The sequence below is a fragment of the Candidatus Firestonebacteria bacterium RIFOXYD2_FULL_39_29 genome (assembly GCA_001778375.1).
In the GTDB taxonomy this organism is placed as follows: Bacteria; Oederibacteriota; D2-FULL-39-29; order D2-FULL-39-29; family D2-FULL-39-29; genus D2-FULL-39-29.
This window is the reverse complement of the sequence record MFGV01000082.1, coordinates 34,686-58,288: the sequence shown is the minus strand read 5'-3', so window position 1 is coordinate 58,288 and position 23,603 is coordinate 34,686. Positions and strand designations below refer to the sequence as shown.

Here is a 23,603-nt window from a genome sequence, read left to right as displayed (position 1 = left end):
TCAGATATATCCCTCGCTTATACACTCGCTCTTGGAAGAGAGCAAAGAATCTTCAATGGTCTCCATTTGGGTATTGTAGGACAGTAATTCACCGAATAGAGCGGTATATCTGCCTATCTTCTTTGTTGTTAAAGAATCAATAACCAGATCCTTTTTGTTAAAGACGGTCAAGAACTGCTTTGCCCTGTTGATCTTCCGCTGGAAGTCAATATCTGTGTCCTTGAAGATATTATCCATAGGCTTACCCTTTTGTGCCGGCGGTTACCTCAAATTCGATAGTCCCGTCAGGATGCTGGGTATATTTAGCATGCGATATTTCAGGGAAAATCTCTGACAGGTTTGTTTTGACTTGTTCGGGGGTCTCGTCATTCCCCACCTCGACCTCATAATCAAGGTACTTGGCAATTCTGTTCTTTACCGCTATTGGCCTGTTCTCCATTGGGTGTATCCTCCTTTTGTATCTGGTTCTCTATTATAAATACGGAAGACCATTGAACTTTTCTTACCTTTCTGCGATAGTATAGGTATAAATTCTGTACTAGGAGGCATCATGGATATCTTTAAGTCTGAAGCTTATAAGGATTTAAAAGGTAAAGAAAAAGAATTCTTTGATTTCCTAGCAAAGTCACTCAGCTGGAATGAAATCATAAATGATGAAAAAACCAATCCAAGTATTAAGAAAGGTGTCAGGATTACTATTTCCAGGCTCTTAAAACTTAATTTTCGCGGAATGTTTGTCTTTTTTTGGAGTGCAATCGCAGAAAGCTATAAAGGTCCTGGTTTCTATGCTTTATTAAAAAAGCATGGACATAAAACCTTTGAAGATTTGAGAAATGATGTCAGAGATAAATTCGATAAACACTATTATATGATCCCTAAGAGGAAAATATAGCAGAAGGTTATCAACTATGCCCACTCTTGAAACCGCTGTACAAAAACTATCGGGTAACATATATGTTACTTATTCTTCTGGTTAGTAGTCCTCAGGGCGCATAAAGGTAAGGCCAGTGGGGTCTTCGATCAGCCAGATTTCATTCTTTTCGAGGACGCGCAACTTCCTATAGTCATCGTCTTCTTTGTCGGGCTTCTGCAAAGATTCTAAACCACGAGTGATGAGTTTTAACCTCAGGTCAGCATCCTGATAACCGCCGGAATAAAACAGGTTAGAAGTAAATACCACTGGGGTTTTGGCTTTACCGGATATACACCAACCTACTTTAACAAGAATGCCGTCAGATACAGCTTGCTCCATGGTATATGTTGAAACAATTTCCCAATCTGTGTTTTTCATCTTACACGCTCCCCTAACTCTAACTTAGACTTGATAGTATTAAAGTTAATTGCACAGTCTTCTGGACTCTTGTCCTCGCGCCAAGTTAAAAGTACGGCATGTTTAAGGCGTATGCTCTTGCCTGACCATTCCCTTCCCCGAACTGTAACAACCTTGCCAAGGATATCCGCCTTTAATCCAACCTGACCTGAATTATTGATTTGTGTTAATGATTTGCGTTCCTCTAATGATCTGGGACTGACACAGGCTATGGGACGAAGGATTCTGTTCTCATCATAAGCGCTTACTTCAAGAGAGCCAATAAGGTTTTCATATCCCTTACCTTCTGTTGAAGGAAGCCAACCGGTGATGATGCCGTCGTATTCGCTCCACTCCTTTACTTTTAACCAGTTCCAGGTTCTTTTGCCAGGCTCATAGATGCTATTTAGAGATTTAAGCATAACACCTTCTTTACCCTGCGCAATCATATCTTGATAAAACTGTTTCTTGTTATCAAGTACGGTCTCTACCCTGGAAAAGTAATTGCTCCCGCCGCGGCTGTTTATCTCCAAAAATATATTGTCAACGAGATTTAAACGGATATCATACGATAAAGGCATAACATTCTTTCCCTTCCAGTAGATCACATCAAAAATATGGTAGATTATAGGTCTGCCTTCCTGAAGCTTTTTGCTTAGATCAGGCGAGCAGTTTAAGACTGCGGAAGTAGACTGCAATTCCGACGAAGTAATTACTGACCCGGTATCTAAATCTGGCACTGGCATTATGGCTTCACCATCTAAGACTGTGCCCTCATAGTCTGGGAGCAAGAAATCTCTCTGAGAAGGCATATTGTCGGTTTTCTCAGAAAAGAGAAAGGTAACGTCAGACTTCCTCCTGCTGGTAGCTCTGTTAGAAGTCTTACCTATGTGCAATAATATTCTATTACCGTCGAGTTTAAGCTGAGCGCAATAGTCTTTGGAATTCCAGATATCCTCAGCTTTTTTGTCGTTAAGTTCCTCGATACTTTGAGCAAGCTCGGGTTCTACCTGGAGAAGCATCTTTTCATCTGGATGGTCTCTCTGCCAAAGATGGTCTCGTATGAGGTTCTGTAATCCTTCCTTGGTGTATCCATTTGAAGGGTTAATAGGAATCCCGAGTTCGTCACAGCGCTTAAATAGCTCGTTATATGTCCGCATTAGTTAATAACCCCTGAAGTAGCTTTAACTTCTTTAGGTAAGAGCCCTAAGTCGGCCATACTGGAATAACGCTGATTGCCGATAATAAGGTGGTCAAGAAATTTAATATTTATAAGCTTTCCTGCTTTGCATAAGTCCCTGGTGATTTTGATGTCTTGGTCTGAAGGCTCAATAGAACCGCTGGGGTGGTTATGGACACCAATAATAGTTACCGCGTCATACAGCAATGCCGCTCTATATACTTCTCTTGGAGTTACCAGGCTTGAATTGACAGTACCTATTGATATGGTTTCAATACGCGTAAGCTGATTAAGGGTATCCATGATGAGGATGCGAAATTCTTCTTTTTCCAACAGCTCCATATTCTTGCACAACCCATACGCAGTATGGGAGTCGGTTATCTTTTCCTTGGAAATACAGGCTGGAGATTCGTTTATAAGGAAGTTTTGAAGATGGTCAATAGTTTGGCGTATATTATTATAGAATATCCGATTCCTTACGCCGTTAATGTTTTCTGCGGTTATCGTATCTCTCATAAAGAATAAATACGTTAAGATTTAAATTCGGCTATGCGTTTCTCATAAGATTATAGGGAGGATACGGACTATTTTTTCTTGGTTCCCATCCAAGGGCATTCATCTTTATTCGGGCAATCCACACAGCCGTATTTTCTTGAGATCCAAGGCAGGATAACATACGAATCAACAATAAAAATAACGACCAATATCAGCATCAGAGCAGAAAATGAATTTATTATATTATAGATACCCGCAGCCACCGGGAGCAGCCATAAAGGCACAATGGCGATGATATTCTTTTTGAAAATAGAATGAAACTGGGTTTCGTCTTTTTTCAGAACTATTGTTTTGCTCAACACCCCGTACCCGCAGGGACAGGCCTTTGAACCATAGTAATGGCAATAAGGGCAGATAAATATGATGAACCACAGCGTTCCTGCCACGCCGTACAGCACAAATAATATCGCAAGAAGATACTCAAAAGTAAGGCCGATAATCAGAGCCCCTAAAAGTACCATGAGAATATAAGGAAGATTGTCCAACCAGACATGAAGCAGAGAATATTCTATCTTGCAGTCATCTGTATCCTTACAGCTGTTCGTATTCTTCCCCATAAAGATCCCCCATTAATAATTGTGTTCTATGTTAAAGAGCGCACTGCTCTTATTTTAAAATATTGATTATTTCTCTGGCTACAATAGAATTATCCGGATTAGCTAGCAATTCTTTACACAAATTATTTATTCCAGTACGCTCCGCTAAAGGTATGTTTAAGATTAAATTCTTAAAGTTCTCACTATTAATTTGGAATATAGCAATGGTGTTATTATTGAAACATACTTTAGCAGTATTTTCGTCAATTTGGGAGATACCGCAATTTAATTTGCTTGTTTCAATTTCTATATGACTTGACTCGACCATCTCCTCCCCCGTTTTCAGTGAGAGTATACAGCTGTTACATTTACGAATCATTGTTGAGTTTCTATCATCTAATAATTCTGTGGGATATATTTTGCAATAATATCCGGTAGTTTGACTAGGAGGTAAAGTACCTTTGTCCACATAAGAAACAGCACTATTTCCAGTTGCTGTTAGATTAGCACAACGTTTTGGAACATTACAATATTCTCTCCGAGGAACCCCATCTTGATTCTTCATTTAACCTCGTTATTGCTTCTTAAATCTTTAACTGTTTCTTGACTATTTTCTCCGCTTCCAGCCAGTCCTGCAGATCATTGCCATGCTTGCCATTTCTTTTCAGAAAAAGCTCGTAGGACTTTTTCTCTATTTCCTTCAGCAGTTTCTCTTTGCTGACGCTTCTTTTTACCTCTGCCGAAGCTTTTACTTTGTCAATGGTCATATATCCTCCTTGCTAATTTTGTTTACTTCTTGATTTCAACATTTATTATTCTCTTCAGATCCTGTTTGCACTTTGGACATTTTCCCGGCTCAGAAGATACTTCACTGCAGCCAATATCCTGGTAGGTTACCTGAAATTTTTTCAAAACAGGGTTGTCTTTGCAACTTGGACATTTTCCTTCTTTTTCACTTATATAACCACAAAGCTTGCATTTAAAAGTAAAGCTTCTTGTCTTTTTCACAAGTACTATGCTATGAAGCAGGCATTTGCCGGCCTTTCCATATTGCCTTTTACATTTTGGGCATTCATAGTACTCTTCTTGAATAACATTTATATCAATTCTTTTTTGTCCCGCTGGTAAAGGAGGAAAAGAAGAACTGTCCGCTTTTGAAGTTGTCACAGGAGCAGATGTTACTATTGTAGATGCCGTTGAAGAAGAGCTTTTGACTTCAAATTTTTTAATTGGCGTGTTTTTTACATCTTTAGGATTTAAGGTTTGCGAAAACAATCCCGCAGTAATTAATAAAAATGCAAGACACTTTATGTTCTTCTTCATAACTCCTCCTGATTTTGCAAAAAGTTAAACTATTTAAAAAGCAATAACAACACTAAAATCAATGCATCTATGCAGATTTCAATGTATTTTTCCATTTTAATGCTCCATATAGCTCTGCACTTCCATAAAGATGTGTTCGTATTGCTGATAACATTACGCCTTATTCCTTTAGTAAAGCTGTATCTATCATTGTTAACATTTTATCAAGATCAAAAGGCTTCGCAATTACATCAAATATGCCTTCTTTCATTTTTTCTTTAACATATTCTATTCCAGCCCCGCTCATTATCATCATCTTCGTTTTAGTATTAGATTTCTTCAAAGTTTTCATTACTTCAATGCCAGAAACTTTTGGCATCATTAAATCACTTATAACCATATCAAAGTATTGATTATTAATCTTTTCTATACCTTCGTCACCGTCGGAGGCCGTTACAACTTCATACCCGGCTGATGATAGTTGCTCAAATAATAATATTCTTATCCCTGCCTCATCATCTATTACCAATATTTTTTTCAAATGTTTTTCCATTTTTACAGACATAATAACCTACATTACGCTTTACTTGTTTTTCTTAAACGCTTTAAGCAAGAAAAATATAGCCGCTATTACAAGTACAGAAATAATTATGATAGGGCGTCCAATCTCCTTAGGCCTACTCTTGCCGGAGTTACTGTTTGTAGAAGCAAAAGCTTTTTCTACTAGAATATCGTTCATTTTCAGCAAGCTTCCGTCTTCTTTACCGTTTACTGTTTTCTTTTTAGGAGCTGATTTCATTGGAGTCTTTTCGATTGTATTAGGTTTCTTCCAGGGAATTACTGCTTTATTATCTATCTTCGTATCCTTCTTTGCTGAATTTATTTTATCTTCACTCGATTTTCCTGCTATACACCCGGATATAGCCGCTTTTGCATCATCTATTGCTCTCAAGGAATAACTAAAGGTTTTATCGTACTCCTTTGACTCATAACACTCTAGAGCTTTTGCTAAGTTATCTTCTGCAGAGGAAAGTAATTCCGGAGCATATTTTTCTGCACCAGCTTTTTTTGCTTCTGCAACATATGACTTCGCCTGTTCTAACATAGCGCCTACAGTCTTTTGCACCAGCCCCCTTAAATCTTCCACTTCCGCTGTAAGCTCTGATACTTTTTTTGTATCATCTTGGACTATTACCTGTTTTTTTTCCGCACATCCTCCCAGCAGCAAAATTCCAACAATAATGTACTTTAGATAACTCTTCATATTAGTATCCTCCTATTTCTTTGATGGAACCTTGATTTTTGTATAATCTTGACCACACTTTGTGCATTTTCCGGGTTCATTACCGGTGACTTGACACGGCACGCAATGATATTTTACCGCGTACTTTTTCAAATCAGTCTTACATATTTTACATTTACCTTCCTTTTTCTGAGAATAGCCACAAGTTACACATACATATGAATAACTTTTAATCTTTTTCACAAGATCAACCTTGCATTTTTTACATTTTCCAGTGTTGGTATATTCAAGATTACATTTTGGACAGTTGTAATACTCATATCCAATGACATCTTTCTCAAGCAGCTTTGTCAGTGGATATGTTTTACCTGCTACTACAGTACTACTCGGTCCGGGTTTTGCTTTAGACTTTTCTTTAGAAGTAGTATTAATAATTGGAGCCTTAACAGCGTCATTGTTAACTTCCACTGCCTGTTCGGCTTTTGGTTTTACTAACACGCTTACAGAGCTATCAACTGCGGGTTCAAGAGTCTTTTTTTCCTTAACAACATTATCACTAATTGGTTGAACTACATCGGCATTTACTAATTCACTTTTTGCAACACAGCCATAGAAAAGAAAAATACACAATAAAACTAGACCTATAAATATCTTCAGATAATACTTCATCTATCCTCCTATTTCTCTATTTTTCTCTCAACTCTTTTGTTAATTACAAAACAAATAATGTCTTGAACGATAAGCATGTATTCTAGCATCAGGTCAACCTTTTTTTCATAAGCATACCGGAATTGGACAAGCGTTTTTTTCTAAGTACTGATTTAATTTTAGAAATCAAAGTTCCTGTACCATTTGCTTTGTCAAAATAATCATCAGCATTCGGAACAGCCAGTCTTTGCTCTTCAATTGAATAAACACTGATAACAATCAATCTAAACCGCCTCTCAAATTCAGGCAAACAATCTAACAGGTTGCTTCTTACCTCTCTAGGTATTTCTATATTCCAGAGGATCAAATCCACATTGCTATTTTTAAGCTTTTTGCAAGCCTCGTAGATATCGTCAGAAACCTCAACATTGAAACCATTTTCAACTAGTATTTTACAATAAAGATTTCTTATCCCTATTTCATCATCCACTATAAGAATACTTTTCATGCTATCATTATAAAGCAGCCCTGATTAAACGAAGATTAACTATTTGATTAAATATATTTAATCTTCGTTTTATAAGGCTTTAAAGTCGAAAAACCTATTTAATAGGCAAAACGACGGTAAAAACAGTACCTTCACCAAAAGTACTTTTTACCCTTATATCTCCATTATGCATAACGGCAATAGACTTGGCAATATGCAGCCCCAGACCATTTCCGGGCTCGATATTCTGACCGGTTCTGTTTACATGAAAGAATCTTTCGAAAATTCTGGGTATGTCTTCTTGCATGATGCCCACACCTGTATCGGCAATTGAAATAAGAAGATTCTTTTTTTCCTGTACCAATTCAATGCTTATATCCCCTTTTTTCGGGGTAAATTTAATGGCATTGTTTATTATATTGAAAAATAATCTCCTAAGGTGCAGCTTGTCAGCTTCAACAAAGTAACTTGTTTTTGGCAGGTTCATCTTAACAAATATTTTCTTCTTAAGCGCTAATATTCTGCTTTGTTCGTAGATTTCCTGCATAAACTCTTTTATATCTGTTTTCTCGAAACTAATATTTTGCTGCCTGTAATTCAAGCGCGTCAACAACAAAAGGTCTTCTATTGTTTTAAGCATTCTATTTGATTCCAGAAAATTTATTCTCAATGCTTTTCTATATTCTCTCGGATTATTTTTGCTTTTAAGCGCATACTCGCTTTCCCCTTTGATAATAGCTAACGGGGTCTTTAATTCATGTGAAACTTGCGAACTGAACTCCGCTATATGTTTAAACGAATTTTCCAGACGGGAAATCATCTGATTAAAAGTATTGGCAAGATATTTCATTTCTTCATCATAATTTTCTATTTTAACCCGCGCATTCAAATCTTCATGGGTTATTTTACTAGCGGTGTCAGCTATCTCATAAACAGGACGCAATGTTCGCATCACAAAGACCCCTCCAAGAAAGAAAGAAAATATTAATATTAGAGGGATGCTGATAACAATATGAAATAAGCGTGTTTTTAATAAATGTATAATAGGCTTTAAGGATGTAAGTATCTGTATTATATACTGATTATTCTGATAGGTAAAAGACAGGGTTAGCAGCCGATAACTCTTACTATCAAAATTAATATCGCCAAACACCGGATCAATCACAGCTAATTTCTTGCTTTTTTTAATAAAAGCAGGCAATAGCTCTTTTGGAAAATTAGGCGACTTGGCTACCAACTCGCTATTTGAGTTTAACAATATAATATAATCTTCTCTGATATCATATTTATCTACTTTTTGAATCCACTGATTTTCAAGATCAATTAGTTTTTCCTGCCCCGGATAAGAACCCTTTTGGGACAAAAGCCTGTTTACAGTATAATCCAAGGTTTGCTGACTGAATCCCAGCACATCTAAATATGAACTCATAACATTTTTCATTTCATTGGATTTTGTCAATAATTCCCGGTCCAATTCTTCGTAGAGAGTAAATTGCAAGCTGAAGTAAAGAATAACGCTATATACGATAAGAATAATTCCCAAGATTACAGTATACAAAACGCTTATTTTAAACTTAAAAGTATTAAATTTCATTTATCTTGCCCTTCAGTACATACCCGACACCCCTGATAGTATGTATCAGTTTCACTTTCCGACCTTTATCAATCTTATTACGCAAATAGTTTACATGAACATCAATTACATTAGAAAAACTGTCAAACTCTTCACTCCAGACATGCTCAGAAATCATGCTTCTTGTAATAACCTGATTAACATTGAGCATTAAGAATTCTAATATCATATATTCCTTGTTTGAAAGTACTACTTCCTCACCTGAGCATTTTACTTTATGAGAAAGCTGATCGAGTTCTAAAGTTCCTATACTTAATACATTCGTTTTTTGCCTGCTTTTTCTTCTTAACAAAGCACGAATTCGCGCCAGCAACTCACCGATTGAAAAAGGTTTAGTCAGGTAATCATCGGCCCCGGAATCTAATCCGGTTATTTTGTCTTTAGCATTATTTCTTGCTGTAAGCATAAGAATAGGAACATCCATCTTTTTTTGGCGAATTTCCCTGCACAACGTAAAGCCATCTTTGTCCGGCAACATTATGTCCATTATTAATAAATCATAGGTATTAACGTCACTTAGATATATAGCTTCTGACGCGGTGGTGGCAACATCAACCGCATATTTACTTTTTTTTAATACTTTTTTTATGATATTAGCTATCTTCTTTTCATCCTCTATAACAAGTATACGCATTACCAGCCCCCTGTTTTTTCTAATTACTCCCGATAACTTCTTTAAGTTTTGTACGACAGGATATCATTATAAGCCCATACGGAAGTGTTAGAACAATCAATGAAAGGTAATTCAACATCTTTTTATTTTTACGAAAATCTTTATATATAAACCAAAGCATTGTCACCCATATAACATATAAGATGATTGAAACAAATAAATTAGGGATATACCAGGCCAGGACATTATTAACAGCCATGAAATGTCCAAGAACTATGAATGTTCCTGTTAGCATGAAATATAATAACAAGAAATCTCTAACTTCGTTAAACGCTATAGTTTCTTTTTTATTCTCCGGTTCTTTTACTTTTTCATAACAAGCAAGAAAAACAAATCCGAGCGGAAATGTTAAAATAGTTAAAACCAGTAATACTGCCATGCTTTTATTCTTACGAAAATATTTATATATTAACCAGAGAGCTGTTATCCAAATAGCATATAAAAGAATTCCCTCCAGCATTACAGACATAATAAAAGATTTGACAAATATTACAAACAATAAAATCACTAAGGCTACCCCTGCAATTTTAAAATACATCAATAAAAACTTTTTTACGTCATTTAATATGTCTGTATCAATTTTACTCTCAATTATATTATCCATACTTTTTCTCCCAATTCTGCAATTTTAGTATTGTCAAAACGCTATTTTTTATCATCCTTTTTAAAAAAAATGTAATATACAAGGGCAATTATAAGACCGACTATAGAAGCAACACCTATAATTTTTTCACCTTTCCCAAGAGGTTGAGCTGCTGAATCAACCTGTCCAAGCAATAACCCTGTCAGGTCTGCGGCATGAGCCATCGCAGCGCAGGCACAAAGTACGGCAAACAACGACAATATCAATCTCATATTAGTTTCCTCCTTAATCAGATATGATTTATAACAACAATTATAATAAAATAAACTATGAGCAGAACAAGCCCAAATGGAACCCCTATTTTCAACCACTCTTTACTGCCAATACCAAGCTTATTTGCTGTGATTATATTTGGGATGTTCCCCGGGATAAGCATGCCTCCGGATATTATAAGAGCTAAGACAGCTGTCTTAATCTGTGGTAAGCTTAATGATGGTCCTATTTCTGCAGCTCCAAGTGTTGCATTGTCCAGAAAAGCAGAGGAAACATTAATCCAATAAAGAACATAAATTGAAGTATTTGATAGGTATTGATCTATCAAAGGCTTAAGTCCGACACCCAAGCATACAAGCCCAGCAACAAAAATATATACTTTTAATGATCGATACAGAATATTTGCCAAATTTTCGTGCTTTTCTTGTTTTTGTATATCCTTCGGTCCATTGTCAATACCAACTACTTTAGATGCAATGAAACCGATAAAGATTATTGCCGGTAGGATAAAATACCATAAATTATTTAGCAAAAACCAGAAATCCGCAAAATGTGGATGTCCCTTTAACTTTGAAATAATGATTGTTGAAAGTGGCTCTCCCAATGGAGTTAAAACAGCACCAAATCCTATAGAAAAGCATGTCAAAACCGCAATCTTCACTTTGGCATTACGTGATAAATTCAGTAAGTTGATAATTTCTACCAATATTAACGCTGCGATAATTGCTGTAAAAACACTTGAAAGCAAGCCCAAGCCAACAACAAGTAAAAAAATAAACATTTTAACACCTAATTTATCGGCAACAATGCTGATGTTTTTTTCCAATGGTTTTTGAACAACTCTGAAAATTAGCCCTGCCAAGAATACGGCAATCGTTATCTTTACCGGCTCCAGTAATATTTCTTTTATTAGATGCGCACTCCATTGCGATGTGACAGTTATGGTAACAACACCCATGATTAATAGGAATATCTCCAACGCCTCCTCAATCTTTTTAAACAGTAGCGGAAGCATCAAAACTAAGACTAATATGAAAATTAGCATCATCCAATCCTTTTATAACACTGTATTCTCATAATTATTATCTTTTTCCGACAACTTTATATTTAACCATGTTCTTACCGTGCTTTTTTACAGAATACATTAACTCGTCAGCATTATTTATCATATCGTCTATCTCGTGTTGCATCTTATTATATGTGATAACCCCTACACTGAATGAAACTGGATATTTATTTTTCTTAACAATCTTCGTAAGACCTTTATATACTTTGTCAATTGCTGTTTTTGCTTCTTTTTCCCCGGCTTCTATCAATATAATGGCAAACTCATCCCCGCCTAATCTTGCAACTATATCGGCCGTTCTAACATTTTCCTTGATCGTATCAGCAACTGTTGACAATAAATCATCTCCTGCGCTATGCCCAAAAGCATCATTTACTTTTTTAAAATTATCAATATCCAGATAGGCAATAGTAAGCGGGTGATTAAACCTTAAGGCCCTGTCTATTTCCAAATTAGCCTTTTCAAGAAAACCCCGTCCATTCTCTATTTTTGTAAGTGTATCTATTCTTGCCAAATCCTTTTCAAACGCTAAGCTTTTTTTAGTAGCAGTCACTAAATAACTAATTATCAAGAAAAACCCCAATCTCATTATCGTATTCCAGAGAGGTATTACGAAATTAGAATATCTGTGCTCAGTAATTGTATCTGCAATAAGCCATGTTACTGCACTGGCGACTGATATAAATACAGCAGATGTTCTTCCGGAAAACCACGCAACAAGTAGAATAGGCGCTAAATAAAATATTGAAAAAGATATTTCATATCCTGTTAGCGTATCAGTAATACCGAGCATTATCATCAACAAAACGCCCAGCACTATAATGAAGACTTTTGATTTCCTGCCTAAATATTCGCCTATCCTCATTTAATTACTCCTTTATAAATATTTTTATTTCTTCTCGCTTCTTTTAATGGCAATAAACATGGCAATAGCTAAACCAAATACTATCACTAAAACTAAATATTCGGACATGTTTCGCTCCTTTTGATTACCCTTCCAGATCAGGACCTTTTGGTCCTTTTCTGTTTCTTTCTTCAAGATTTTTAATAAATTGCTCAGCAAGGTCTCTGGCTATTTCTTTACAGCCAAGGCCGAAAGCAAGCGCAATCCCGAAAGTTGTCGCAGCAAGGATAATTAAAAAAGTATAACTAATTATTCCGGATCCAATCTTAAGATTTTCAAAGGCAAGGATAAGCACCAAAATCATCGTTGCATACTTTGTACCCTTTGAAAACAACCCCGGATGTGGGAAAGCAGCATTATTTGCAACTGTTTGAACGAAATTTCCAAGGAAAGAAGCCGTTAGACCGCCTACAATAAGAATTATTATCGATGAGACGATATTAGGAATGTTCTCAGACATTCTTTTGAAAATGGGTTCAAGAACAGATATGCCGGCAATATCGGCGACCGCAAATAACGTTATCATAATTGTAAGCCAGAAAAATATTATGCCGGCAAGCCTTGAGGCTGTATAATCAATCTTGCCTTTCTTTAATATTTCAGTAATTCCTATTTTGTCCGCTAATATATTTACCTTTATCAACTCCAGTGTCTTTGCAACCAAGAAACGAATCAAGACCGCAATAAGCCAACCGACCAGTATTACAACCAGGCTGATAAGTATCCGCGGAGAATATTCGAGAAATTTATTTAACAGCAGATTTACTTCCGAAAGCTGAATGTTCATCATTCCTCCTATACCTTTTCAATACCTACTACTAATTGTCTTATGTCCTTGACTGACATCCCTGAAAGACCGAGACTTTCTACAGTTCTGCCAATCTTAAAATAATCTTTATCATGCATTATACATGCAAAATCTATAATTGATTTGATAGTCGGCATATTAATGCCCAGCATCTGACCTATGGAATAAAGAGGCACCAGACTCATCGGCACATCTTCAAAAATATACCTGTGATTGATATTGGAAGGCGCATTTATTCCTTTATACCCGCTGCTCTCCTGTATTGCTTCGTAAAGATTCTTTCCGGGGGAATCATAAGTAAGATAAAGCCATTCTCTTGCGCTTAAGAGCCTGATTCCCAGTTTTTCGGCAACTGCAACCCTTTCTTTATCTATCGCTTCAAGGATTTTTGCCACCGAGGGTGTTACTCCATCCAGGTAATACTCAAAACGTCCGCGGGTATTCTCTATCCTGCCTGCATTCATAATTGTTAATGCCGGATGAAATACGGCGCCGATGTTATCCAGACTTGTCTTTAAAACATTATCTCCGGCAACGAATTGAGGAAAGGCTTGCCTGATAACATTCAGGGTTTCAGAAATCCAATGCGCAGGAAGTGTTGCAAGGGCTACGGCATTCTTTATCCTGAAAATATTTGCCTCCGAACCGGATACGGCTCTTGAGGCATAAATAAATGTCTGTGTTTCTGAGACAATTACCATCTCTTCTGCCTTCTTATCTTTGAGTGTTTTTTTGAACTCCAAAGCTCCACCGGTACGCCCGGGATTAAGCACAATAATCTGACCCTCTTTTAAATAAGGCGCACAAAGTTCAGCTATATCTTTATGAGCTGTAGAAGGTGTAACAACCATGAGTACATCAGCGCCTGTTATTGCTTCTTCGATATTAGCCGTTGCCTTATCTATCTTTCCAAATCCTTCAATTTCCCCTTCAACCCTTATTCCACCATGCCATCTAACCGCATTAAGTTTTTCATCGGTTCTATTGTACAATCTGACCGGAAATCCCATTATAGAAAGGTGACCTGCCATTGCCATCCCTCCATGCCCTGCTCCCAAAATACAAAAGGTAATGGCTTTGCCTTTTTCGGCCGTTTGTTTTATTAATTGTTTAAGCTTTATCTCTGACGCTTCATTCATTAGAACACCTCTGTTTTACCAAAGCATTGCATCACCTTATCCGGGAATCTCTCTTTGAATATCCGATAATACAAAAGTTCTTCTTTCGTTCTCACTCTACTATTATTTTCCTTTTTAAAATCGGAATCCGTTATCTTCTTCTCGGCATATTCTTTTAATAGTTCCATTGATCCCGCCCCGTCCGAAAACTTCTGTTTTGGGCGGTTTGTTATAATTATAGGCAGATATTCATTGAAGGCTTCTCGCAGTATCCACTTTTCTTGTTTGTCATGCCGCTGCTTAAGTTCCACAGGAATACTTATAACATAAGACAGAAATTCAGAATCCAGAAACGGAACTCTTCCTTCAACAGAATGTGCCATTGTCATTCTGTCAACTCTTTGAAGATTTGTCTGGTGTAAATTTCCGGTTATTTTTCGCAATTCCAGATCTAAATCCTTCTTCTCGGCTATTTTTCCCAGATATTTATACCCGCTGAACAATTCATCAGCACCCTCACCTGCCAATACAACTTTCACCTGTTCACCTGCCAGTTTAGCAAGAAAATAAGACGGTATCGCGCTCCGAACCAGAGGGGCATCAAACGATTCCAGATGATATATTACTTCAGGAAGTACTTTAAGCATATCTTCCCATGTATAGATAAACTCATTATGCTTTGTTTTAAGATTATCTGCAACTAATTTTGAGTAGTATAAATCGTCTGAGCCTTTCATTCCCACGGTAAACGAATTGAGATCCTCGATGCTTTTTTTCATAAGAGCTGCGATAATACTACTGTCAACACCTCCACTTAAAAAAACACCTATTGGAACATCTGACATTAAGCGCTTTTGAACAGCTTTCTCCAGCAATCGCTCCACCATCGCCGTTATAACTTTAATATCAGCACTTATAGAAACTTTATCAGGGAGTTCATAGTATTTTGTAAAACCCTCTTTCGAAATATAATAGTAACCCGGCAAAAATACGGATACCCTTTCGCAATCCAGCAATGCTTTTATCTCCGAAGCAAAATATATCGTTTCTTTTTTTACTCCGAAATATAAAGGCTTAATGCCTATCCTATCCCTTCCAATAAACAGCTTACCATTATCATATATGGCAAATGCAAACATCCCGTCCAACTTTTTAATGCAATCCGGACCTTCCTCTTCGTATAGATGCAGAATAACTTCAGTATCTGTCTTTGTGCTAAAGACATGTTTATTTTTCAGTTTTGCTCTCAACTCTTTATGATTATATATCTCTCCGTTAAATACTATACACTTCGTTAGATCTTCATTAAAAATCGGCTGGTGTCCGCCTTTAACATCTATTATTGAAAGTCTAACCTGCCCCAACGCTATATTATCCTTAATATAAGTTCCGGTATCATCAGGACCTCTATATTTAATAGAAAGGAGCATCTTTTCCATTTCGCCCGGTAAACACTTCCCTTCAACTACTACTATTCCACACATTTACCTTCTCCTCTAAATATTTTCCTGATTCTTTCTTTCTCAGTTACAACCTTGTTTGCTTTGTCATCATATACAACACAACATCCGTTCAATATTCGAGTGTTTATACTCCCCTTTGCGTAAGAATTATCTTTCAATTGAGGAGCATCGAACAATCCGATTCTCACAGCTGAGGCAAGAACAAATGAGTCAACATAAGCATCTTTCTTTTTGTTTCCCCTCAAAAGCTTCAGAGCTTTTAATATCAACCTGGACTCGTTAATAAGTTCTTTCTTCCTTTTTTGGACAAGAGGATCGAGGGTAAGTTCAGGAAAATCTGTCAGTGTATTTCTGAGCATTCCGTGAATTATTTTACAGCTTTCTATCAATTCCTCGGCCTTAATAGCATGATGTCCTTCGCTGAACCCGACAACATGAAATATATGCGGCTGTAACGCCAGACTTAAAACACCTGATGCAGGAAGCTGCCCTTTTGCAATATCCATATCAGAAGAAAAACTGGTCAATCCGGCTCTAACTTCTGTATAAACTTTAAAGTTCTTCCCTGACAAGCTTTCTATCATTTCTTTTTTTGCAAGCATCTTCGCCAGATCCATTCTCGGCGACGTCCCAGCAGGAGTATTAAACATATACTGAGAAACATAGTGCTTTACCCCGAGCGCCTTTGCATTATAAGCAGCAAGATAAGCTAAAGCAACCGCAAGGCTGTCGTGAGCATCCCTCAAACTCCACTGATGAGATTCATTTACTTCTACCGGGATATTCCTTTTTGCATACCATCTTATGGTTTCTTGATTTCCTTCTATCGTTTTCATCATATTGCGTGAGGACCTGCCGTCAAGAACACCATACCAGCACAAGGGAATAGCACCCCAGGCATTACGTATCGTAGCTACCGACATTTTCGCCCATTTTACAAGGTCATTTGTACCCGCATAGCATCGAACCAAGGGATAGTTACCCCGCCTGCTTGCCTTATAAATTATTTTTAAATCAGCAGGTTTTCGCAGAGGCACGCCGCCGGCACCATTTTGTTTTTTATCAATTTTTTCAGGTTGAAAGAAATGCTCTTGTGCGTTTTGATCAGGACCGAGAGATAATACATCCAGCACTTTTGATTCAGCTATCAGTTTTACACCCTTTATTGTTTCTCTCATTGTAGGTCTTCCAAAATGATGCCTTATTAAAGGATATGGATATGACGCGTTTATTCTATTTACAAGAGTGTCGGCAAAATTTTTATCTTTTTTTCCGTCCTTTATTCCTTTTAAGTAATTTCTCACCTCATCAATTGACTCTTCACCTGTAAATACTTTTTTAAAGATACCTGTTTTTTTGGCTATTTCAGCAACCGGCTTTGTCCCGCCAAATATTAATTCCGTTTTTATTTCGTTAACACCCTTTTTCAACTCATTAAATACTTTTAGTACGGATTCCGGAGTCAATCGATAACTCACAGCAACTATATCTGGTTTTGTTTTTTTAATTGACTCAATTAAACTCCTTATAGGAATAGAAGTGCCTAAGAATATGGATTTATATCCCTCGGTTCTCGCTAAACTTAGAAAATTAAATATACCCGCGACATGGACACAACTACCTATAGTCGCACCCAGTATGACTTTTTTCTTATAAATTACATTACTTTTCAACAATCCTCCTAAAAACAAAAAACCATTCAAGCTTACGCTTGAATGGCGGCCCGACCACTCATTTCCTCCGGGAAGTGTTTTTCCCGAACCCATTATATTATTTACATTTTAACAAGGATTATTGTTGATGTCAATCTCTAAACAGCAGCTGAAATAACTGTCGCAGACAAACATAGTTTTAAAATAGTCCCAAAGAGGATCCAGCCGGAAGAACAGAAGAACAATTGTAAAACTTGCCGTTGCATTTTAACGTATTTAAATGCATTTACGTCCTCTAATAAAATCCGCCTTAAATGCTCTTTTTTTCTTTTTCAAACCAACTATATAGTACAGGAAGCACTACCATGGTAAGAAAGAACGATGTAACAAGTCCGCCCATTACTACGGCAGCAAGCGGTTTCTGAATCTCCGCCCCGGGACCGCTGGCTAATAGGACAGGAATGAGTCCTAATATTGCAGTTAGACTCGTCATGAGTAAAGGTCGAAGCCGAACTTCACAGCCCTTTATTACCGACTCTTTGAGAGCCATCCCCTCGCGGCGCAGTTGTATAAAATAAGCCACAAGCACTGTACCATTTGCTACGGCTATACCAAAAAGCGTAATAAACCCCACTATGGCTGAAACACTCAAGGTGATGTTAAAGAAATACACCGTCAAAATGCCGCCTACCCAGGAGAATGGCAAGTTCAGGATAACCAACGTGGCAGGTTTAAACGAGCCAAAAGCTGAGAATAGCATAATGAATATTATAAATATGACAATCGGAACAACAATCGTCAAAGTTTTCATCGCACGCTGCTGATTCTCGAACTGCCCGCCCCAGTCAATGAAGTAACCTGAAGGAAGCGAAGTTTCAATGCTTTTTATCTTGTTTTGCGCTTCCGCAACAAAGCTTCCAATATCTCTTCCACGAACATTCGCTTCAAGGACTACTCTACGCATCCCATTTTCACGGCTTATCTGGTTTGGCGCTTCTACCAATTTTATCTTAGCCAACTGTCCCAGTGGAATTCTCTGACCTTGCGGAGATGTAATAAGGATATTTTGTATTGCCTTCTCACTATTGCGATAGGTCTCAGGAAAACGTACCGCAAGGTTAACCCTGCGATCTTCTTCATAAATTGTACTTACGGTCTTGCCGCCTATAGCTGTTTCAATAATCTCGTTCACATCGCTAACATTTATTCCATAGCGAGAGATTGCCAATCTATCAATCTCAATATTTAGCTGTAAGAATCCTCCCACTTGCTCCACTTTTATATCTTTTGCACCCGGAATCCCTGCGAGCACATGTTCAATTTCAATTGCTTTCTGCGCCAGAAGTTCAAGATCGTAGCCAAATACTTTTACTGCAACATCCGACTTTATTCCGGAGATAAGCTCGTTTACTCTGAGCGCTATCGGCTGAGAGAAGTTTAACTTAATTCCTTTTATTTTTGAAAGTTCTTTATCCATCTGACCGACAAGATCCAGCTTTGACTTTGCCTTCCAATATTTCTTTGGCTTAAGCGTTATAAACACATCATTCTGCTCCGGCCCCATTGGATCCTCAGCAATCTCTGCGCGGCCGGTCTTCGTGACAACATTATCAACTTCAGTAAACCCGAGTAGCAGTTTTTCCACCCGTTCCCCTATACGCTTTGATTCATCAAGCGACACTGTAGGAAATTTTACTACATTAATAACTATTGCACCTTCATCAAGGTACGGCAAAAATTCGGTACCTACAAATTTCACCAAATATACAGAAATAAGGAAAACGACAAGAGAAATGACCATTGTTATTTTCTTAAACTTCATGGCCGTATGAAGAAGAGGAAGGTACAGTCTCTTTATCCATCTGATAACGGCATTTTCTTCGTCTTTAGACTTCCCCTTTATCAGGTAAGAGCTTATAACAGGTATAATAGTAAGCGAAATTAGAAGTGAGCCTGCCATGGCAAATATCAAAGTAAACGCCATAGGTCTAAACATCTTACCTTCCACCGCCTGTAAGGCAAAAAGAGGAACTTTGGTGATGATAGTGATTAATATCGCAAAGAAAACAGGCCGGGCAACTTCTGTCGTTGCCCTAAGGCATACGCCAACTTTTTCTCCGGCCGACAATCCTTTCTTTTCGGATAGATGCCGGAAGATATTTTCTACAATAACTATGCTTGAATCAACGATCATTCCCATTGCAACAACAAGACCGCCCAAGGACATTAAATTTGCTGAAAGGCCAAACCATCTCATCATAATAAAAGTAATAAGCGCAGAAAGCGGAAGTGCCAGGCACACAACACTTGCCGCGCGAACATCACCCAAAAAGAGAAATAGTACTATAATGACTAACACTCCGCCTTCAAGCAAAGCCTTTACAACAGTATTAATACATGCATTAATCAGATCTGTTCTGTCATAAAACGGTTTTATTTTTATACCGTTTGGCAGTCTTTCTTCTATTTTTTTTATTTCTGTTTTTACTTTATCAACAACGATCTTGGAATTAGCGTCTTTTAGCATAATCACCATGCCGCAAACTGTCTCACCCTTCCCATCTCGCGTTGCTGCGCCCCATCTTATTTCGTGCCCTATCTGTATCGCTGCAACATCTTTAACAAATACAGGGACTCCGTCATTTGTAGCTACGACTATATTACCGATATCGTCCGCTCCGCGTATGAGCCCGTCTCCGCGTACTACTATCTGTTCTTCACCTTTAACAATATAATTTGCCGGGGCTGTAGAATTATTTTTTCTCAACGCTTCCGTAATAACCTGTAGCGTTAGTTTGTATTTAACAAGCTTGTCAGGGTCAACGATTACCTGATACTGTTTCACAAATCCGCCGAATGAGTTTAGCTCTGTGACTCCCGATATCGAACGTAGTTGAGGGCTGATAATCCAATCTTGAACTGACCGAAGCTCTGTCAGATTCGCGCTCTTACTTTCAAGTGTATATTGAAATATTTCTCCCAGTCCGGTACTAATTGGGCCCAACTCCGGTTCAAAGCCTTCAGGCAGACTGCCTTTAGCCGCCTGTATCCGTTCAAAGACAATTTGTCTGGCAAAATAGACATTGGTATTATCCTCAAAAACAACGACTACCTGAGAAAGACCTTCCTTCGAGAGAGAGCGAACCATTGTCGTATCAGGAAGCCCATTCATCTCTTTTTCAAGCGGGGTTGAAATGAGGCGTTCGACTTCTACAGGCGCAAGTCCTGGAGCTTGAGTTAGAATCATTACCTGTGTATTTGTTACATCGGGAAATGCATCAACAGGCAGACTCCGCCAGGCTACGATACCCCCGATAATGAGTACCAGGGTAAAACAAATAACCATAAACCTTTGACGCAGTATAAAAGACAATATTTTATCCATATATAATTTCTCCTGTGGTTAGGTTATTCAGCGCATCCGTCTCCCATCGCTGATTTAAGAAGCTCGGATTTTAAAAGAAAACTACCGTCAACAGCAACTTTTTCACCTTCGCGAAGACCTCTCTTTACCTGAACAAACACATCATCCTCAAAACCAAGCTCTACCTCTCTTGTCTCAAACTCAGCTTTGTTCTTAGAGACAAAAACCATTCTCTTGTCTTTGGCTTGATAAACAGATTTTACGGGGACAGCAAGAAAACGCCCTCCGGCCATAATAATCTTTCCGCTTATAAACATGTTTTGTTTAAGAAGATATTCATTATTATTTATCTCTGCGCGTACCTTGATAGTTCTGGATGTATCATCAATTCTAGGAGAAACAAACAATATCTTTCCGGTAAAAACCTTATCAGTATATGCCGATGCGGTTACTTTTACTTTCTGACCTACCTGTACTTTTCCGGCATCTTTCTCATAAATATCAAAGTTGGCAAAGATATTGCTTAAGTCAGAGACTGTAAACAAAGATGAAATTTCATCTATCTGTTGCCCGGAAGCTGCATTTACACCTGTAATTATACCGGCATAATCAGACCGGATTTCTTCTAAAACGCCTGTTTTGTCGTTGCTTACTGCAGCTAAAACACTGTCTTTTTGAACCCTGCTGCCATATTGAACCTTAACCTCAACAACCTTACCTTGTTTTTTGGAGATAACATGGAATGCTTTATCCGTATCTTTTGCTATCTCACCGGTTACGGAAAAGACTTCATCTATGTTTTGATAAGCAACGGTTCCAAGGCTGATACCCATTTTTTCTTTTGATTCCTCGCTAACGGCAATAGTATTTGCTTCGCCTGTACTATGTCCGTGACTGTCTTTTACCTCAGATTTCCCTGCTGCTTTCGGATTACAACCTGTACACTGTGACTCAGGAAGGTTATGCTCCTTGCACCAGTCACCTTTAGCTTTAAAAACTTCCGCCAGGGCAGGTTTACACTGTATGCATATATTCTCAGGAACACCATGCTCTGAGCACATTTCCTCATGAGCCGCATGAGAATCGGGGCTTTTACTATTACTGCATCCGATATTCAAGAGTATCAGTATTGTCAAAAAGAACACACCTAATATTATTTTCACAGTTATCTCCTTATTCTAGACCGGGTTCGGTCAATTTCTTAATTAACGCGGCAATTTTGCCATAATTAACCACCGCTTCATAATATCCAAATTTAACACTCTTAACAGTTCTTAAGCTGTCCAGAAATGTTAAGAAATCAATTTTACCTTCTTTATATTGCAGGTCAGCTTGTCTTTGAACATCGACGGACTGCTCAATATTCTTCCTATAGCTGCCGACCTGCTTCGCTGTATATTCAGCTTCCAGACAAGCCTCATAAATGGCCGCCTCAATCTGCTTTTTGGAATACTCAATATCCAGATTACTTTGTTTTGATGTTAACTCAGCCTCTTTGATGGCGCCTATGTTTTGATTCCAAAGCGGCAAACCAATGGTGATTCCGGCCCCTATAGATAAAACGCCCGCCTCATGCTTACCGGTAAACCCAAATTTTGGATTTAAAAACACTTCCCTTTGAGCCAGTTCAATCTCCTTTAGATTCCTCTTGATAAACTCCAGTTTTATTTTCACTTCCGGATTATTCACGAGTGCTTTTTGCGTAAGCTGCTTGCATTCAAATATTCCCTGTTCAAATACAAGCGAATCGCTCAACGTAAACTCGAAGTTCACAGGTTTATTCACCATAAGATTAAACCGGATTTTTGAAGCTCTAAGTTCCTTGTCGGAAAGAAAGTATTCATTTTCCGCCTGAGAAAGCTCAATCTTGGCCCTTGTTAGCTCGTTAAGCAGAATACTTCCAGAATTATATCTAAGCTGAGCGCTGTCAACAAACCTGCGAAAAATATCTAAATTTTCCTGAGCCAAAACCTTTTTCTTTTCCATTAAAAGCAGGTCGTAGTGTGCGCTTTTTATTTCGAAAGCAATCTCAGACCAGACAATAGCAAGCTCTTCATTGGCTAAAGAAATATCTGCCTCGGCAATTGTTTCACGCACGCCAATCTTGCCGAAGAGATCAAACTCCTGTCCGATTCCAAATTCCAGATTATTCAGAACATCTTGAAAATTACCGGTAGAAAAATCAATTTCCGGATTAGGGCAGGTCTTGGCGGTAATCAGCCGCGCTTTAGCAGCATCAATGCCTTTCCGTGCTTTTACCATTCTCGGATTATTTTCTTTAGCCGTTGTTAGAATTTCTTTTAAAGTAAGCGCTTCTTGAGCATATAGGGGCACCATAAAAACAGCACAAGAAAACAAAATAATTAGCGTTGATTTAATAATCATTTAAAACCTCCAAACAACAAATGAAATACTTTTTAAGAGATAGTTGCATAATGAATAAGAGTGATAATATAGAATATTATTTTTCAGGCAACCATCGTTGATTGGTAATTAAAGCTGGGCTTCTGGAGTGGGGGGTCTTTCTATATCAAGAACAAAGAGTTCAGAATAAGAAGGGGTATGATTAAAAACAGTCTTAATCTCAGTAAAACAAGGCTTTTCGATTATGCTCGCTTTGAAAATATAATTATGGCAATTGCAGCAAATATCACAATGCTCGGGTAAATCATCAGTACACCCGTCACAGTCGTAATTACAAAATGCTGAAATAGTCAAAAACACCGCTATTACAGCAAATACAGATAAATGCTTCATTTTTATTGCATCTCCATGTAGTACGTTTAAATGTCTATCTTGTAAGACA

At 37.8% G+C, this 23,603-nt stretch carries 27 protein-coding genes; 1 reads left to right on the top strand and 26 read right to left on the bottom strand.

Annotation, left to right across the window (positions count from 1 at the left end):
• Positions 1-237: a hypothetical protein gene (locus A2536_09465; GenBank protein ID OGF44765.1), complete on the bottom strand. Its 237-nt coding sequence runs from the start codon at positions 235-237 to the stop codon at positions 1-3.
• A 4-nt stretch (positions 238-241) separates the two neighbouring features.
• A complete protein-coding gene (locus A2536_09460) occupies positions 242-439 on the bottom strand; it encodes a hypothetical protein (GenBank protein ID OGF44764.1) in 198 nt (65 codons plus the stop codon).
• A 111-nt stretch (positions 440-550) separates the two neighbouring features.
• Between A2536_09460 and A2536_09455 the strand changes: the two genes are divergently transcribed.
• Positions 551-892 (top strand): hypothetical protein, encoded by a 342-nt coding sequence (locus A2536_09455; GenBank protein OGF44763.1) that lies wholly within the window; start codon positions 551-553, stop codon positions 890-892.
• An 81-nt stretch (positions 893-973) separates the two neighbouring features.
• Here the strand turns inward: A2536_09455 and A2536_09450 are convergent, their stop codons facing one another.
• The 24 genes from A2536_09450 to A2536_09335 all read right to left on the bottom strand — a co-directional run bounded on the left by A2536_09450 (position 974) and on the right by A2536_09335 (position 23,182).
• On the bottom strand, positions 974-1,291 hold the full coding sequence (locus A2536_09450) for a hypothetical protein (protein OGF44762.1): 318 nt from the start codon (positions 1,289-1,291) through the stop codon (positions 974-976).
• Positions 1,288-2,469: a hypothetical protein gene (locus tag A2536_09445; protein ID OGF44761.1), complete on the bottom strand. Its 1,182-nt coding sequence runs from the start codon at positions 2,467-2,469 to the stop codon at positions 1,288-1,290. Before A2536_09445 ends, A2536_09450 begins: the two co-directional genes overlap by 4 nt.
• Positions 2,469-2,831, bottom strand: coding sequence for a hypothetical protein (locus tag A2536_09440; protein OGF44760.1), 363 nt, complete (start codon positions 2,829-2,831; stop codon positions 2,469-2,471). The genes A2536_09445 and A2536_09440 overlap by 1 nt, the downstream gene beginning before the upstream one ends.
• A 242-nt stretch (positions 2,832-3,073) precedes the next feature.
• Positions 3,074-3,601 (bottom strand): hypothetical protein, encoded by a 528-nt coding sequence (locus A2536_09435; protein OGF44759.1) that lies wholly within the window; start codon positions 3,599-3,601, stop codon positions 3,074-3,076.
• Positions 3,602-3,650: 49 nt separating this feature from the next.
• Positions 3,651-4,145: a hypothetical protein gene (locus tag A2536_09430; protein ID OGF44758.1), complete on the bottom strand. Its 495-nt coding sequence runs from the start codon at positions 4,143-4,145 to the stop codon at positions 3,651-3,653.
• Positions 4,146-4,164: 19 nt separating this feature from the next.
• A complete protein-coding gene (locus A2536_09425; GenBank protein ID OGF44757.1) occupies positions 4,165-4,347 on the bottom strand; it encodes a hypothetical protein in 183 nt (60 codons plus the stop codon).
• A gap of 22 nt (positions 4,348-4,369) precedes the next feature.
• Positions 4,370-4,903, bottom strand: a complete 534-nt coding sequence (locus tag A2536_09420; protein OGF44756.1) for a hypothetical protein — start codon at positions 4,901-4,903, stop codon at positions 4,370-4,372.
• A gap of 160 nt (positions 4,904-5,063) precedes the next feature.
• Entirely contained in the window at positions 5,064-5,447 is a 384-nt protein-coding gene (locus A2536_09415; GenBank protein OGF44755.1) for a hypothetical protein, read from the bottom strand.
• Positions 5,448-5,465: 18 nt separating this feature from the next.
• Positions 5,466-6,146 carry a hypothetical protein gene (locus A2536_09410; protein ID OGF44754.1) on the bottom strand — a complete coding sequence of 227 codons (681 nt, stop codon included), beginning with the start codon at positions 6,144-6,146 and terminating at the stop codon, positions 5,466-5,468.
• A gap of 12 nt (positions 6,147-6,158) precedes the next feature.
• Positions 6,159-6,794 (bottom strand): hypothetical protein, encoded by a 636-nt coding sequence (locus A2536_09405; protein ID OGF44753.1) that lies wholly within the window; start codon positions 6,792-6,794, stop codon positions 6,159-6,161.
• An 88-nt stretch (positions 6,795-6,882) separates the two neighbouring features.
• Entirely contained in the window at positions 6,883-7,281 is a 399-nt protein-coding gene (locus A2536_09400) for a hypothetical protein (GenBank protein ID OGF44752.1), read from the bottom strand.
• A gap of 94 nt (positions 7,282-7,375) precedes the next feature.
• On the bottom strand, positions 7,376-8,854 hold the full coding sequence (locus A2536_09395; GenBank protein ID OGF44751.1) for a hypothetical protein: 1,479 nt from the start codon (positions 8,852-8,854) through the stop codon (positions 7,376-7,378).
• Positions 8,844-9,527 (bottom strand): DNA-binding response regulator, encoded by a 684-nt coding sequence (locus A2536_09390; protein OGF44750.1) that lies wholly within the window; start codon positions 9,525-9,527, stop codon positions 8,844-8,846. The genes A2536_09395 and A2536_09390 overlap by 11 nt, the downstream gene beginning before the upstream one ends.
• 19 nt (positions 9,528-9,546) lie before the next feature.
• Positions 9,547-10,170 carry a hypothetical protein gene (locus tag A2536_09385; GenBank protein ID OGF44749.1) on the bottom strand — a complete coding sequence of 208 codons (624 nt, stop codon included), beginning with the start codon at positions 10,168-10,170 and terminating at the stop codon, positions 9,547-9,549.
• A gap of 41 nt (positions 10,171-10,211) precedes the next feature.
• Complete coding sequence (locus A2536_09380) at positions 10,212-10,421, bottom strand: hypothetical protein (protein ID OGF44748.1); 210 nt, start codon at positions 10,419-10,421, stop codon at positions 10,212-10,214.
• A gap of 17 nt (positions 10,422-10,438) precedes the next feature.
• On the bottom strand, positions 10,439-11,470 hold the full coding sequence (locus A2536_09375; protein OGF44747.1) for a hypothetical protein: 1,032 nt from the start codon (positions 11,468-11,470) through the stop codon (positions 10,439-10,441).
• 34 nt (positions 11,471-11,504) lie between these two features.
• Positions 11,505-12,353, bottom strand: a complete 849-nt coding sequence (locus A2536_09370; GenBank protein ID OGF44746.1) for a hypothetical protein — start codon at positions 12,351-12,353, stop codon at positions 11,505-11,507.
• Positions 12,354-12,477: 124 nt separating this feature from the next.
• Positions 12,478-13,179 (bottom strand): hypothetical protein, encoded by a 702-nt coding sequence (locus tag A2536_09365; protein ID OGF44745.1) that lies wholly within the window; start codon positions 13,177-13,179, stop codon positions 12,478-12,480.
• An 8-nt stretch (positions 13,180-13,187) separates the two neighbouring features.
• Positions 13,188-14,339, bottom strand: a complete 1,152-nt coding sequence (locus A2536_09360) for an NADP transhydrogenase subunit alpha (protein ID OGF44744.1) — start codon at positions 14,337-14,339, stop codon at positions 13,188-13,190.
• Positions 14,339-15,802 carry an asparagine synthase (glutamine-hydrolyzing) gene (locus A2536_09355; GenBank protein ID OGF44743.1) on the bottom strand — a complete coding sequence of 488 codons (1,464 nt, stop codon included), beginning with the start codon at positions 15,800-15,802 and terminating at the stop codon, positions 14,339-14,341. The genes A2536_09360 and A2536_09355 overlap by 1 nt, the downstream gene beginning before the upstream one ends.
• The gene (locus A2536_09350; protein OGF44808.1) at positions 15,790-17,439 is read right to left on the bottom strand and encodes a methionine synthase; all 1,650 of its coding nucleotides are present in this window, start codon (positions 17,437-17,439) and stop codon (positions 15,790-15,792) included. The genes A2536_09355 and A2536_09350 overlap by 13 nt, the downstream gene beginning before the upstream one ends.
• A 304-nt stretch (positions 17,440-17,743) precedes the next feature.
• The gene (locus A2536_09345; protein ID OGF44742.1) at positions 17,744-20,818 is read right to left on the bottom strand and encodes a metal transporter; all 3,075 of its coding nucleotides are present in this window, start codon (positions 20,816-20,818) and stop codon (positions 17,744-17,746) included.
• 23 nt (positions 20,819-20,841) lie between these two features.
• Positions 20,842-21,960, bottom strand: a complete 1,119-nt coding sequence (locus tag A2536_09340) for a hypothetical protein (GenBank protein OGF44741.1) — start codon at positions 21,958-21,960, stop codon at positions 20,842-20,844.
• A gap of 10 nt (positions 21,961-21,970) precedes the next feature.
• The gene (locus A2536_09335) at positions 21,971-23,182 is read right to left on the bottom strand and encodes a hypothetical protein (GenBank protein OGF44740.1); all 1,212 of its coding nucleotides are present in this window, start codon (positions 23,180-23,182) and stop codon (positions 21,971-21,973) included.
• Between the last annotated feature and the right edge of the window lie 421 nt (positions 23,183-23,603).